At 62.5% G+C, this 14,170-nt stretch carries 12 protein-coding genes and 1 pseudogene; 8 read left to right on the forward strand and 5 right to left on the reverse strand.

Annotation, left to right across the window (positions count from 1 at the left end; genetic code table 11):
• The first annotated feature begins 152 nt into the window (after nt 1-152).
• The 5 genes from GIW79_RS24590 to GIW79_RS24610 all read left to right on the forward strand — a co-directional run bounded on the left by GIW79_RS24590 (nt 153) and on the right by GIW79_RS24610 (nt 6,981).
• A complete protein-coding gene (locus GIW79_RS24590; RefSeq protein ID WP_003192009.1) occupies nt 153-1,895 on the forward strand; it encodes an ABC transporter substrate-binding protein in 1,743 nt (580 codons plus the stop codon).
• Nucleotides 1,896-2,190: 295 nt separating this feature from the next.
• The gene (locus GIW79_RS24595; RefSeq protein ID WP_054917148.1) at nt 2,191-3,570 is read left to right on the forward strand and encodes an iron-containing redox enzyme family protein; all 1,380 of its coding nucleotides are present in this window, start codon (nt 2,191-2,193) and stop codon (nt 3,568-3,570) included.
• 11 nt (nt 3,571-3,581) lie between these two features.
• Nucleotides 3,582-4,526: a methyltransferase gene (locus GIW79_RS24600; protein WP_054917147.1), complete on the forward strand. Its 945-nt coding sequence runs from the start codon at nt 3,582-3,584 to the stop codon at nt 4,524-4,526.
• 7 nt (nt 4,527-4,533) lie between these two features.
• Nucleotides 4,534-5,652, forward strand: coding sequence for a carboxylate-amine ligase (locus GIW79_RS24605; RefSeq protein WP_054917145.1), 1,119 nt, complete (start codon nt 4,534-4,536; stop codon nt 5,650-5,652).
• Nucleotides 5,653-5,736: 84 nt separating this feature from the next.
• Nucleotides 5,737-6,981 carry a zinc-dependent alcohol dehydrogenase gene (locus GIW79_RS24610; protein WP_054917144.1) on the forward strand — a complete coding sequence of 415 codons (1,245 nt, stop codon included), beginning with the start codon at nt 5,737-5,739 and terminating at the stop codon, nt 6,979-6,981.
• Nucleotides 6,982-7,267: 286 nt separating this feature from the next.
• Here the strand turns inward: GIW79_RS24610 and GIW79_RS24615 are convergent, their stop codons facing one another.
• Nucleotides 7,268-7,699, reverse strand: coding sequence for a hypothetical protein (locus GIW79_RS24615; RefSeq protein WP_089042321.1), 432 nt, complete (start codon nt 7,697-7,699; stop codon nt 7,268-7,270).
• A gap of 92 nt (nt 7,700-7,791) precedes the next feature.
• Nucleotides 7,792-8,580, reverse strand: coding sequence for an AraC family transcriptional regulator (locus GIW79_RS24620; RefSeq protein ID WP_032896737.1), 789 nt, complete (start codon nt 8,578-8,580; stop codon nt 7,792-7,794).
• Between the two features lie 85 nt (nt 8,581-8,665).
• Between GIW79_RS24620 and GIW79_RS24625 the strand changes: the two genes are divergently transcribed.
• From GIW79_RS24625 to GIW79_RS24635, 3 genes are all read left to right on the forward strand, one after another.
• Nucleotides 8,666-9,664, forward strand: coding sequence for a bile acid:sodium symporter family protein (locus GIW79_RS24625; protein WP_034127750.1), 999 nt, complete (start codon nt 8,666-8,668; stop codon nt 9,662-9,664).
• A gap of 87 nt (nt 9,665-9,751) precedes the next feature.
• Entirely contained in the window at nt 9,752-10,114 is a 363-nt protein-coding gene (locus GIW79_RS24630; RefSeq protein ID WP_034127749.1) for a type 1 fimbrial protein, read from the forward strand.
• 112 nt (nt 10,115-10,226) lie between these two features.
• Nucleotides 10,227-11,417, forward strand: coding sequence for a sugar transporter (locus GIW79_RS24635; RefSeq protein WP_236454546.1), 1,191 nt, complete (start codon nt 10,227-10,229; stop codon nt 11,415-11,417).
• 169 nt (nt 11,418-11,586) lie between these two features.
• On the opposite strand, the gene GIW79_RS24640 is transcribed toward GIW79_RS24635, so the two are convergent.
• The 3 genes and pseudogenes from GIW79_RS24640 to GIW79_RS24650 form a co-directional block, all read right to left on the reverse strand.
• Entirely contained in the window at nt 11,587-12,786 is a 1,200-nt protein-coding gene (locus GIW79_RS24640) for an NAD(P)/FAD-dependent oxidoreductase (RefSeq protein WP_236454550.1), read from the reverse strand.
• A 111-nt stretch (nt 12,787-12,897) separates the two neighbouring features.
• Complete coding sequence (locus GIW79_RS24645) at nt 12,898-13,893, reverse strand: GlxA family transcriptional regulator (protein ID WP_236454553.1); 996 nt, start codon at nt 13,891-13,893, stop codon at nt 12,898-12,900.
• A 62-nt stretch (nt 13,894-13,955) separates the two neighbouring features.
• Nucleotides 13,956-14,114, reverse strand: a pseudogene (locus tag GIW79_RS24650) (transaldolase family protein); the annotation flags it as partial.
• Nucleotides 14,115-14,170 lie beyond the last annotated feature (56 nt).

Genomic DNA, 14,170 nt, shown 5'->3' on the forward strand with positions numbered 1-14,170 from the left:
CGCCTCTCACGGGTGGCTGCACACCACGCACTACCTGCTACCCTACTTGTTATCTGATCTGGGCGCCGCTTCGCCCACCACGGGCACAAGTTCCCTGCGCCACAGCAAGCTCGCTCCTACAAGCCCCGTTTGAAATTAACCTGGAGGTCTCTATGTTGAATAAAAACAATAAGCTGCGACATAGCATTTCATTGGCCGCCGTACTGGCCCTCAGTGGTTTGAGCGCTTCGGCCTGGGCCGATGCGTATGAAGATGCCGCGAAAAAATGGATCGGCAGCGAGTTCAAACCCTCGACCCTTACCGAAGCCCAGCAGCTTGAAGAGTTGAAGTGGTTTATCAAGGCGTCGGAGCCGTTCCGTGGGATGAAGATCAACGTGGTGTCGGAAACCCTCACCACCCACGAGTACGAATCCAAGGTGCTGGCCAAGGCCTTCAGTGAAATCACCGGCATCAAGCTGACCCACGACCTGCTGCAGGAAGGCGACGTGGTGGAGAAGCTGCAAACCCAGATGCAGTCCGACAAGAACATCTATGACGGCTGGGTCAACGATTCCGACTTGATCGGTACGCACTTTCGCTACGGCAAGACCGAATCCATCACCGACCTGATGGCCAACGAAGGCAAGGATTTCACCTCGCCCACCCTGGACCTCAAGGACTTTATCGGCCTATCTTTCACCACCGCGCCGGACGGCAAGATCTACCAGTTGCCCGACCAGCAGTTCGCCAACCTCTACTGGTTCCGCGCCGACTGGTTCGAGCGGCCGGAGCTGAAGGCCAAGTTCAAGGAGAAATACGGCTACGACCTTGGCGTGCCGGTGAACTGGTCGGCTTATGAAGACATCGCCAAGTTCTTCAGCGAAGACGTCAAGGAAATCGACGGCAAGCGCATTTATGGGCACATGGACTACGGCAAGAAAGACCCGTCCCTGGGCTGGCGTTTCACCGATGCCTGGTTCTCCATGGCCGGCGGCGGCGACAAAGGCTTGCCCAACGGTTTGCCGGTGGACGAGTGGGGCATCCGTGTAGAGGATTGCCACCCGGTGGGCTCCAGCGTCACCCGCGGCGGCGACACCAACGGCCCGGCGGCAGTATTCGCCACGCAGAAATACGTGGACTGGATGAAAGCCTACGCGCCACCGGAAGCGGCGGGCATGACCTTCTCCGAATCCGGCCCGGTGCCGTCCCAGGGCAACATCGCCCAGCAGATCTTCTGGTACACCGCGTTTACCGCCGACATGGTCAAACCGGGCCTGCCGGTGGTGAATGCCGACGGTACGCCGAAATGGCGCATGGCACCGTCCCCAGTCGGGCCGTATTGGGAAAAGGGCATGAAGAAGGGCTATCAGGACGTAGGTTCCTGGACCTTCCTCAAGTCCACGCCCGAAAAGCAGAAACTCGCGGCCTGGCTCTACGCGCAATTCGTGACCTCAAAAACGGTGTCGCTGAAGAAAACCATCGTTGGCCTGACGCCGATTCGTGAGTCCGATATCAACTCCCAGGCCATGACCGACATGGCGCCCAAACTCGGGGGGCTGGTGGAGTTCTACCGCAGCCCGGCCCGCACCGAGTGGTCCCCGACGGGCACCAACGTGCCGGACTACCCGCGCCTGGCGCAACTGTGGTGGAGCAATATCGCCGCAGCGGCCAGCGGCGAGAAGACCCCGCAACAGGCGCTGGACAACCTGGCCAAGGAGCAGGATGCGATCATGACGCGCCTGGAACGCTCCAAGGTGCAACCGGTGTGCGGCCCGAAAATGAACCCCGAGCGTGACGCGCAATACTGGTTCGACCAGCCGGGTGCACCGAAGCCGAAACTGGCCAACGAAAAGCCCAAGGGCGAAACCGTGAACTACAACGACCTGCTCAAGCAGTGGGAGGCGGCGCGTAAGTAACAGCGCCATCTCAACCCCTGTAGGAGCGAGCTTGCTCGCGAAGAACTCACCGACGCCGCGTTTATTCAGGAAGCACGCGTTATCGTTGACGTTTTTCGCGAGCAAGCTCGCTCCTACAGGCATTTTTTGGTTTTGTGAGCCCTGACAAAAGACCGCTTATCCCTCCCAACCCAACCTCATTTGAATTTTCCGCACGCCCCGAGGCTCTGCATTTTAGAAGCGCGTGATGTTGAGCGCTCTTGCGGGGCCACCTTGTGGGAGGCCCGTTGTAACGGACTTTGCGGAAACTGCCATCATGACACTCCTTACAGCGCTGTCTGGCCAGCCGGCCTCTCTCACCGACTCGGCCCAGGGCCGCCATCAACGGGTCTACCAACAGCTGCATGGCGAAACCCAAGACGCCACCGAACTGGCGCGTGAATACCTGCACGATCAATTGGCCCTGGTAGAGGACACCGACTGCGACTTGCCTGAGGCGCCCGAACAGCTGATGGCCTGGGTCGAGCAACGCTGCGCCGAGGTGGCCCAGGCCTATGCCGACTACCTTGAGCAGCGCCAGCAAGGGGGGCCACGACGGTATTTCCAGAACAAGGCCCATGCGTTGTACTTTCTGCAGCGCGTGGCACCCACCAAACAGGTCGACGGCGCCTGGCTCTATGGCTTGCTGCGCTATTGGCAAGACCAGCGCTTCGACGGCCTGCTCACCACTTACCTGGAAGAATTGGGCGACGGTGAAGCCGCGCAGAACCATGTGGTGATCTACCGCAAGTTGCTCAGCGAACACGATGCCGACAGCGAAGCCGGCCTTGAGGATGACCATTACCTGCAAGGCGCGCTGCAACTGGCGCTTGGCGTGTGCGCCGACGAGTTCCTGCCGGAGGTCATTGGCTTCAACCTGGGTTACGAGCAACTGCCGCTGCACCTGTTGATCACCGCCTATGAACTCAGTGAGCTGGGTATCGACCCTTATTACTTCACGCTGCATGTCACCATCGACAACGCCAGCAGCGGCCACGCGAGCAAGGCGGCGCAATCGGTGCTGAACCTGTTGCCGCTGGGCGAGGGAAGGGCAGACTTCTATCGCCGTGTGGCGGCAGGCTACCGTCTGAATGATTTGGGCCTGGGTACCACGTCTATCATCAAACAATTCAACTTGCAGGACGAGGTGGTGGCGATGCTTGAGCGCAAGCGCGCCTTCGGCCAGCACATGCATTCGGACTATTGCCGCTTCGAAGGGCAGACCGTGAACCAATGGCTGGCCCAGCCTGGGCAGATCGGCGCGTTCCTCAAGGCCCTCGAAGACAAAGGCTGGATCAAACACAACCAGGACCCCGCCAACAGCCGCTTCTGGCAATTGATCGAGGGCGCTGGCGCCGCGATGTTCGGGGTGTTCAGCGGTTATGAAAAACAACTGATCCATGACTGGATTGCGGGTGAATGGGTTACCAGCGAACGCGTGCCGCCCGTGCGGCCGGGACGCGGCAGCCGGTTTTCCCGCGAGCAGCATCGTCCCGCGGATCCTGATACCCAGGCCCTGGCGGAGTCATTGTGCAACTTGCCCGATGTGCAGCAGCTCAATGCACTGATCCCGTGGCTGTCGGCACGCCGTCACTGCACGCCTGCCGGGCTGTATGCCACTCGCCGCTTTATCCAACTGCGTGCGCGCCTGCGCTAAGGAATGTGCCTATGTCTGCGCAACAACTGGCTGATCGTGCCTTGTTGAATTTGGGCCGGGGGTTGAAGGAGGGTGGTTATCGCTTTATCACGCCAACGCCCTTGACCCATGAGCGTGTCTATCGGCGGCTGACGACGCCCCTGGCAATGACGCTGCGCGATGTGTTCGGTTGGTCGATGCCGTTCGATCAAGGCTTGTTGCCCGAGGCCCTGCGCGAAGAATTGCAGCAAGCGGATGTGATCGAAAAGCACGGCGCGTTATGGCGCAGCGCAGTGCGTTGGTCGAGCCTCGACGGGCTGCTGTTCGCCCATTCGCCTTATCCCACCGACCAGGCGGACGCGGTGTTTTTCGGCCCCGACAGCTACCGCTTTGCCCACGTGATCGAAGCCTATCTGCAACAGCGTTTCGAGCCGCTCAAGCGCGCTGTAGACATTGGCTGTGGCGCCGGCGTCGGTGCGCTGGTGATTGCTAAAGCCCGGCATGACGCCCAGGTGCTGGCGGTGGATATCAACCCCCGTGCCCTGCGCATGACCGCGGTGAATGCCGAGCTGGCCGCGCTGAATAACGTCAGCGTGTACCACAGTGATGTGCTGGCCAGTGTGGAGGGCGAATTCGACCTGATCGTCGCTAACCCGCCGTACATGAAAGATGACCGCCAGCGCGCCTATCGCCATGGCGGCGGCGCCTTGGGGGAGCAGTTGTCGCTGCGCATCGTCAGTGAGTCCATCGGGCGCCTGGCCCTCGGCGGTAGCCTGTTGCTGTATACCGGGGTGGCGATGGTGGCCGGCAGCGACCCCTTCCTGGAGGCGGTCAAGCCGCTGCTGGGCAGCGACGCCTACGGCTGGACCTACCGCGAACTGGACCCGGATGTTTTCGGTGAAGAACTGGAAAAGCCAGGTTATGAGCAGGTGGAGCGCATCGCCGTGGTCGCACTGATTGTCACCCGATTGCGCTGAATACCCGATGCTCACCTTTGGCATTGAAGAGGAATACTTCATCACCGACCTGCACAGCCGCCAGATGGTCGGCGAGCCCTCGGCGGCAGTGCTGGCGGCCTGTCGCGAAGCGATTGGCGCGGGCTTCTCGTTTGAGATGTTCCAGGGCCAGATCGAGGCGGCCTCTCCGGTGTTCACCTCCAGCGCCGAAGCGGCGGACTACTTCCGGGCAGTGCGCGGCAACCTGGCGCAATCCCTGGCTGAGTTCGGCCTCGGTGTGGTGTGCGCCGGCAGCCACCCCCTGGCCGATTGGCGTGAGCAGCGGCCAACCGATCAGGCGCATTTCCGGCACCTGTTCGACGATATTCAATATGTAGCGCGGCGCAGTGTGTTGTGCGGGCTGCATGTGCATGTGCAGGTGCCGCAAACGCTGGACCGTATCGCGGTGATGAACCAGGTGTCGCCGTGGTTGCCGTTGTTGCTGCTGCTCAGTTGCTCGTCCCCCTTCTGGGACGGCGCGCCCAGCGGCTTCATGAGCTACCGCCAGGCCGCGTGCGACGAGTGGCCCCGCATGGGCGTGCCGGAACACTTCAGCGATTGGGCCGAGTACCAGCGCTACCTGGCCATGTTACAGCGCATCGGCGCGATCAAGGCCGATGGCAATGGCTGGTGGGGAATCCGCCCAGCGGCACGCTATCCCACCCTGGAACTGCGCATGACCGACGCCTGCCCACGGTTGGCGGATGCCTTGGCCCTCGCCACGCTGTTTCGGGTAATGATCGCCCATGCCTGCGCGATGCAGCGCCCTGGCGCCAGGTTCAGTGCCGAGGCGCGCTGGCTGCTCAAGGAAAATCGCTGGCAGGCCAAGCGTTATGGTGCCGCCGGCACCTTCGCGTTGGACGACGCAGGCACCCTGGGCAGCGCTGAGCAATGGCTGCAGTGCGCCCGGCAGACCTTTGCCGCCACCGCAGAGGCCATGGGCGAGCCGCTGCTGTTCGATACCCTGCAGGCGCTGCTGCGACGCGGCAACAGCGCGGCCGAGCAGTTGCGCCTGCAGGCCCAGGCCCAGGCGAGCGGCGCCGATGCGCTTGCCAGCTTGCGCCAGGTAGTCGACCTGCTGTTGGCCCAGACTCGCGGCGACCATTGATCGGGTCTTGATCGAGGTTGATGGAACACTGATGGTCTTGCTCCGCCCTTAATCAGTAACCCCTCAACGGCAGGAGCGCAGAGCATGCGAGCGATGACTTACCAGGGCGCACACAAGGTGCAGGTGGATACCGTGCCCGATCCGATCATTGAACAACCCGACGACATCATTCTGCGGGTCACCGCCACCGCGATCTGTGGCTCGGACCTGCACCTGTACCGGGGCAAGATCCCGACCGTGGAGCACGGCGATATCTTCGGCCATGAGTTCATGGGCATCGTCGAAGAAACCGGCCCGGCCGTCACCGCCGTGCAACGCGGCGACCGTGTGGTGATTCCGTTCGTGATTGCCTGTGGCGATTGCTTTTTCTGCCAGCTCCAGCAATTCGCCGCCTGCGAAACCACCAACGATGGGCGCGGCGCGATCCTGAATAAAAAATCCATCCCACCGGGTGCCGCGCTGTTTGGCTACAGCCGCCTGTATGGCGGTATTCCCGGCGGTCAGGCGGAGTGGGTGCGGGTGCCCAAGGCCAATACCGGGCCGTTCAAGGTGCCCGGCACCCTGGCGGATGAGAAGGTGCTGTTCCTCTCCGATATCCTGCCCACCGCTTGGCAGGCAGTGACCAACGCTGGCATCGGCAAAGGCTCCAGCGTGGCCATCTATGGTGCCGGGCCCGTGGGCCTGCTCAGTGCGGCATGCGCGCAGATGCTGGGTGCCGAGCAGATCTTCATGGTCGACGACCATCCGTATCGTTTGGCCTACGCGCAGAAAACCTACGGCGTGATCCCGATCAACTTCGAAGAAGACGAAGACCCGGCGGACACCATCATCCGCCAGACCGCCGGTATGCGCGGCGTCGATGGTGTGGTGGACGCGGTGGGTTTCGAGGCCAAGGGCAGCACCACGGAAACCCTGCTCACCGCGCTCAAGATCGAGGGCAGCAGCGGCAAGGCGCTGCGCCAGTGCATCGCCGCCGTACGTCGCGGTGGTGTGGTCAGCGTCGCCGGGGTGTATGCCGGGTTTATCCATGGCTTCATGTTTGGCGATGCCTTCGACAAAGGCCTGACCTTCAAGATGGGCCAGACCCATGTGCAGCGGTTCTTACCGGAGTTGTTGGAGCACATCGAGCTAGGGCATCTGCACCCGGAAGCGATCATCACTCACAGGCTGCCCCTGGAGCAGGCGGCGCGGGGGTATGAGCTGTTTGATAAAGCCGAGGAGGAATGCCGCAAGGTGATCCTGCTGCCGGGTGGGAGCGACCGGCCGCTGACCGAGCCGCTGGACGAACTGACCCCTGAGTTGCGCGTGCAAAGCGTTCCCGGTTTCTAGGCCAATAACCGGAAAAATGTGGGAGCTGGTTTGCCTGCTATAGCGGTGGTTCAGTTGAATATTCAGTGACTGACACGCCGCCTTCGCGGGCAAGCCCGCTCCCACAGGGGATCTGCGCCGGACGCTGATTTTGTGGGCGATGCATGACCAATGTGGGAGCTGGCTTGCCTGCGAAGGCGGTGTGACAGTCACTGCGCCTGTTACTGCACTACCGCTATAGCAGGCAAGCCAGCTCCCCCATGGATCTTCTTTGCTTCGACAGTGGTGCTTCCCACATTAACCGGTGTCAGGCTGCGGCTTGCGGCTGGATGCGCAATTCACCTTCGACATCTTTGACCAACCCGCTGGCGACAAACAGCGGCGCCAGGCGTTTGTGCAACTGTGGCTCGACAAACTCTTTGACTGTATCCAGCGCCAACGTTCCACTGAGCGGCAGCTCGGCCTTGGTGTACGACAACCATGCCTTCTTCAACGCCATCAACACATCACTCCCCGCCGTCGAAGCGAAGCGACGGTGCACCGGCTTACCCTCGAAGGTGAAGGTGTGTTGGAACTCATAGCCGCTTTCATCGCCGCCGTTGGCCGTGCAGCGCACGCAGGTGCAAGGGCCGTCGCCGAAGGCGCTGCGCAGGTAGGCGTTGAAGTCCACCACGGGCTTGAGTGACAGGCGCTTATCAACCTCGAACAGGTCCCCGGTCATTTTTTCGTCAGTGTTCAACGTCCATTTCCTCGCAGTCGGTTGCTGTGTTTCAAAGCGCGGCACAATACCAGCCGAGCGTGGGTTTGGGGATTATTTGCGTCGTGGGAGGGTCAGCGGAAGAACTCACCGGGGGTGGAATCGAACTGCTGACGAAATGCATTGATAAACGCTGAGGTCGATTCATAGCCACACCCCAATGCCACATCCGTCACCCGCTCGCCTTGTTCCAGGGCGGGCAGGGCGCTCAACAGGCGCAGGCGCTGGCGCCACGCGCGGAATGTCAGCCCGGTGTCACTCAGGAACACCCGACTGAGGGTCTTTTCGCTGACCCCCAGTTTGCGGCTCCACTCGCCCAAGGTGGTCTGCTGCTCGGGGTGCAGGTTCAGGCTGCGGTAGATCTGTCGCAGCCGTGGGTCGTGAGGCAGCGGCAACATCAAATCCACCTGGGGTGCGGCGGCGAGCTGATCGAGCAGTACCTGAGCCAGGCGCCCGTCCGGCCCGTCCTCGGTATATTCCACCGGCAATTGGCTGAAGTTGCGGATCAGCTCGCGTAGCAAACTGCTCACCTCCAGCACCTGGCAACGCTCGGCGGCCCACGCGGTGACGCTGCAATCGAGGTACAAGCTGCGCATCTCCGTATGGGGCGAACTGAACACACGATGGGGCATGCCGGCCGGAATCCATACGGCGCGCTGCGGTGGCGCGACGAAACGACCGACGCTGGTCTGGATCTCCAGCACCCCGGAAATCGCGTAGGACAACTGCACCCACGGGTGGCTGTGGCGTCGTGTCAGCGCCCGGTTGGGCAAGGATTCAGTACGCCCGTACACCGGCCTCGGCAGGCTGGAAAGCCCAGGTACACTGCGGCGCACGGCTTTTTCATGTCCTTTAGGCGGCATTTACTGGCTCATTGGCGTTAGTCGGTAACAGGTGGTTACGTTAGAGTCGTCGCGACGCTCTTGGCAACCCCTGGATGAATTGCTTATGACCCGGCCCCGGTTTCTCCCCGACAACTTCACCCTCACCCTGATCGCCACGGTGATCCTCGCCTCACTGCTGCCCGCCAGCGGCCAGACCGCCGTGGCGTTCGGCTGGGTCACCAACCTGGCCATCGCGCTGCTGTTTTTCCTGCACGGCGCCAAGCTGTCGCGCAAGGCCATCGTCGCCGGTGCCGGCCACTGGCGTTTGCATTTGCTGGTGTTCAGCCTGACCTTCGTACTGTTTCCGTTGCTGGGCCTGGCGCTCAAGCCAGTGCTGTCGCCGTTGATCGGCAACGAGCTGTACATGGGCATGCTCTACCTCTGCGCCTTGCCGGCCACTGTGCAATCGGCGATTGCCTTTACCTCCCTGGCCCGCGGCAATATCCCGGCGGCCATCTGCAGCGCGGCGGCGTCCAGCCTGTTCGGCATCTTCCTGACGCCGCTGCTGGTAGCGCTGCTGCTCAACGTGCATGGGGATGGCGGCTCCACAGTCGATGCGATTGTCAAAATCAGCGTGCAGTTGTTGCTGCCGTTCATTGCCGGGCAAGTCGCCAGCCGCTGGATTGGGGGCTGGGTCGGGCGTAACAAAGCCTGGCTGAAATTCGTCGATCAGGGCTCGATTCTGTTGGTGGTCTACGGCGCCTTCAGCGAGGCGGTCAATGAGGGCATCTGGCACCAGATCCCGCTGTGGGAATTGGGCGGGTTGGTGGTGGCCTGCTGCGTGTTGCTGGCCCTGGTGTTGGTGGCGTCGACGCTGCTGGGCAAGGCGTTTGGTTTTAACCAGGAAGACCGCATCACCATCCTGTTCTGCGGCTCGAAGAAAAGCCTGGCGACCGGCGTGCCGATGGCGCAGGTGCTGTTTGCCGGGGCGAGCATGGGGGTGTTGATTTTGCCGTTGATGCTGTTTCACCAGATCCAGTTGATGGTCTGCGCGGCGTTGGCCCAACGCTATGCCCAGCGGCCGGAGAGCATTCCTGAATTGATGGGGCAGGTAGATCCGTGATGCACCTCTCATTCGCGGGTAAATAAGCTCAAGTTAACCGGCGTGCCGACGACTTACTTCTTAACTAACCCAAGAAGGAGTGTCGGCATGAACGTTCGTCGTGTTGCGGTAATGACTGGCCTCCTGGGCCTGTGGGCAAGTACCTGCGGCGCCGCCCAGACCGTGGGGCAGGGCACCATCAGGTTCAGCGGCGCGATTGTCGAGTCAGGGTGTGCGACAAATGCGCGCAGCGGCTCGGTAATGGAACTGCGCGGTTGCGCCCAATCCAGTCGTGGCAGCCGAATCGAGGTGCGCAGTGTCGCGCCGGTGGTCAGCGTCGACGCACCCCATGTGCGGCTGGTAGCGGACACCGGCGAGGGGCGCTATTACGATCAGCGGTACGTGCTGGTAGACCGCGCCGGCAAGCTGATTCAGTCGGGCAATTACGTGATTACCATGACCTCGCCATAAACCCTGGGGCGACGATCCGCAGCAACAGCGGTGCGAGAAACCTATAGAATGCTCGGCGGCGGCGCTTGTCCTGGGTGGCCGCTTGATCACTGTCAGAGTACCGCGCCCGTCAATGAGCCTTTCAGCCGCAACCCCCCAAGCCAATTGGCAACCGGTCATCGCCCTCGCGCTGGCCGCCTTTCTGTTCAATACCACCGAATTCGTCCCCGTCGGGCTGCTCAGCGCCATTGGTGCCAGCTTTGACATGCCCGTGGCCAGCGTCGGCCTGATGCTCACCATCTACGCGTGGATTGTGTCGCTGACCTCGCTGCCGGTGATGCTGCTGACCCGCAACGTCGAACGGCGAAAATTGTTGATTGTGCTGTTCGGTCTGTTTATCGCCAGCCATATTCTCTCCAGCGTGGCCACCAGCTTCGGCTTGCTGATGGTCAGTCGGGTCGGCATTGCCCTGGCCCATGCGTTGTTCTGGTCGATCACGGCTTCGCTGGCTGTACGCCTGGCGCCAGAGGGCAAGCAGGTGCAGGCCCTTGGTTTGCTGGCCACCGGCACGTCCCTGGCGATGGTACTGGGCATTCCGTTAGGCCGTCTGTTGGGCGAGGCCATGGGCTGGCGTACCACCTTTCTGGTGATCGCCGCGTTCGCCGCCGCCCTGGTGTTCTGGCTGGCGCGCACCTTGCCGCTGCTGCCCAGCCAGAACTCCGGCTCCCTGCGCAGCCTGCCGCTGCTGTTCAAGCGCCCGGCGCTGGTGGCGCTCTACGTGCTGACCGCAATGACCGTCACCGCGCAATTCACCGCCTACAGTTACATCGAACCCTTCGTCGAAGGCGTCGCCGGCCTGGGCGGCAGTGCCGTGACCCTGATCCTGCTGGTGTTCGGTGGTGCTGGCATCATCGGCTCGTTGTTGTTCAGCCTGGTGCATCGCTTCAACCCCCACCTGTTCGTGATCGGCGCAGTGTCTATCCTCGCCGCGTGCCTGGCGCTGATGCTGCCGTTGAGCGGCGCCGAGTCTTACCTGGTGGGGCTGAGCATTTTCTGGGGCATGGCGATCATGGGGTTTGGCCTGGCCATGCAGTCCAAGGTGCTGGTGCTGGCACCGGATGCCACGGATGTGGCCATGGCGATGTTTTCCGGGATCTACAACATTGGCATCGGCGGCGGCGCGTTGATGGGCAGTTGGGTGGGCAGCCACTTCGGCTTCGCCTGGATCGGCGCGGCGGGCGGTTTGCTGGCGGGGCTGGCGTTGGTGGGGTATTGCCTGGCGATTCGGCGGTTTGGGCAGGGTGGTGCCCCGATGCCAAGCTGATCGCCCCGTATCTACCGGATAACTACAGACTAAGTGTGGGAGCCGGCTTGCCTGCGATGGCGGTGTGTCAGCCACTGCATCTGTTGCTGCACGACCGCTTTCGCAGGCAAGCCAGCTCCCACATTTGATCTTCACTGCCTTGAGCAATGCGTTCGCTTGACTGACTGTCCTACGCCACCGGAATCAACGGATCGGCCGCTGCCAACGCCGCCGCTCTCTCTGCCATCGGTGGATAGATCCACACGCTATTGATCTGCTGTTTGAGTTCCTTGGCTTCCTGGCCCACCAGCTTGAGCTGACGGTCCCAGCCTTCGGTGTACACCGCGCCCCAGGCGCCGAGGTCGAGGCAGGTCACGTATTTGGGTTGGCTGTAGGCCATGGGGGCCACGTCGATCAGATCGGCGGCGACGTTGTTGCCGGCGTAGCGGCCCAGCGCGATGGCGTGCTGGCAGGACATGGCAGCGAAGTTGCCCAGCGCGTCTGTGGCGGCGTAGGCCACGTCGCCAGCGGCGAAGATGGCAGCCTGGCCCTTGACCTTGAGGTGGGCGTCCACGTGCAGGCGGCCCTGGGCATCGCGGGTGCCCTCAATCTGTTCGGTCAGGGGATTGGCGCGAAAGCCGATGGTCCAGATCACGGTGCTTGATTCAATCCGCTGCCCATCCGCCAGGGTCACGCCACCGGCATCCACCGAGGCGACCGAGGTGTTCAGTACCCATTCAAGCCCCAGTGCCTGGCTGGCTTCGATGATCGATGGGCGTATGCCATCGCCCATCGACGCGGCAATCTGCGGCCCGCGGTCGACCACGATCACACGGATGTTGGCCGTCTCACCCAGTGCCGCACGCAGGCGCGCCGGCATTTCGGTGGCGGTCTCGATACCGGTAAAGCCGCCGCCGGCCACCACAACGGTATTGCGGGCCGGGCTGTCTGGCAGATTTTTGAGGGCGTTGATATGGGCTTCAAGGTGCGCCGCGTCTTCGATCTGATCCACATCGAACACATGCTCGATGCCGTCCATGCCGGGGCGGTTCAGGCGGCTGCCGGCGGCCACTACCAGGCGATCGTAGGCGAGGGTGGCCGGGATGCCGGCCGCGTTGCGGTAGGTCACTTGCTTATTAGTGGCGTCGATGCTGTCGGCGGCGCCTTGCACAAAGGTCACGCCCACAGCGTCGAACAGCGCATCAAGCGGGGCCAGCATGGTATGTACATCGGGCTCGTAGAACCGCGGGCGGATACGCAGCTCCGCTTGGGGTGCGAGCAGGCTGATGCGCACATCGTTGCGGTCGTGTTTATCCAGTAGCCGAGCCGCGCTCAAGGCGCTCCACACGCCACCGAACCCGGCGCCAATGATCAGAATGTGTTGTTTCATGGGGTTGCTCCAGAGACCAGATAAGCCGCAAGGCATTGCCGGATCACTGTAAAAGCAGCAGGGCCTGTCCGAAAGGACATATAACCCTGGATGACTGCCACCTCTGCCGGCCTAGCGGGAAAAGCGCTCGCGGTAGTCGCGGGGTGAGATGGCCAGGTGGCGGTGGAAGGTGCAGCGCATGCGTTCCTCATCGCCAAACCCGCAAAGCCCGGCGATCTGGTCGATGCTGCGCTGGGACTCTTCGAGCATGCGGCGCGCCGCTTCCATGCGAAACAGTTCGATGGCCTTGGCCGGGGTGCGACCGGTTTTTTGCTTATAGACCCGGGCAAAGTTGCGTGGGCTCATATGGCTCTGCGCGGCCAGGCGCTCGACGCTGAGGTCGCTGTCGCGCAGGTTGTCGCTGATCCACGCATGCAGCGCATCAAAGCTGGCGCTGTCGGCGGTTTGCGCTTGCAGCACCTGGCTGAACTGCGCCTGGCCACCGGGGCGCTTGAGGAACACCACCAATTCGCGTGCCACTTGCAGCGCCACTTCGCGCCCGCAGTCAGCCTCCACCAGCGCGAGCGCCAGGTCGATCCCGGCGCTGACGCCCGCCGAGGTCCACACCTGGCCTTGCTGCACGAAGATCGCGTCCACGTCCACCTCGATGCTCGGGAAGCGTTGCTTGAGCAGCTCGCACATGGCCCAATGCGTTGCCGCGCGGCGCCCCTCCAGCAAGCCCGCCAGCGCCAGCAAAAACGTGCCGCTGCACACCGAGGCGGTCCGTCGCGCCTGACCGGAGGCGTTGCGCAACCAGTCCACCAGCGCGGTATTTTCCAGCATGGCTTGCTCAATGGCCGGCGCGCCGGGTACCACCAGGGTGTCGATGGCAGCGGGGTCAAACTGTGCCAAGGCGACGGTGTCGACGCTCAAGCCCTCGGCGGTCGGCATCAGCCCGCCCGCCAGGCTGGCGTTGTGCAACACATAACCTTGCAAACCGCGCTCGGCCATGGCCTTGGTCGCGGCCCAGAACAACGTCTGGGCGCCAGTCAGGTCGAGCAAGCCCATGTGCGGGTAGGTCAGGAACACCAACGTGCGTGGTTGGGCCAAAGGAGAGAGTGCAGTCATGCGCAGGCCAGCAGCTTTTCCAGTTTTTCCTGATCCCGCGCAAACTGTCGGATCCCTTCGGCACGCAATCGCTCAGCGTATTCCGGGATGGCGCAGGCCTTGAGCAGCAGCGACGGGTTGGTGGTGGCGCCCACGGGCCGCAGGCGGCTGATGGCTTCCAGATTGCCGGTGTCGCAGACCACAGTGGTGAATGGCTTGAGTTGTTCAAGTTTGGACGTCATCGCCGCGTTCTCCGGAAAAGGGCACGGCGCTGTTTTACCATGTCCCGCGCACCTTG

The organism is Pseudomonas sp. PA-7-1E (assembly GCF_021605325.1).
GTDB classification, from domain to species: Bacteria; Pseudomonadota; Gammaproteobacteria; order Pseudomonadales; family Pseudomonadaceae; genus Aquipseudomonas; species Aquipseudomonas fluorescens_BV.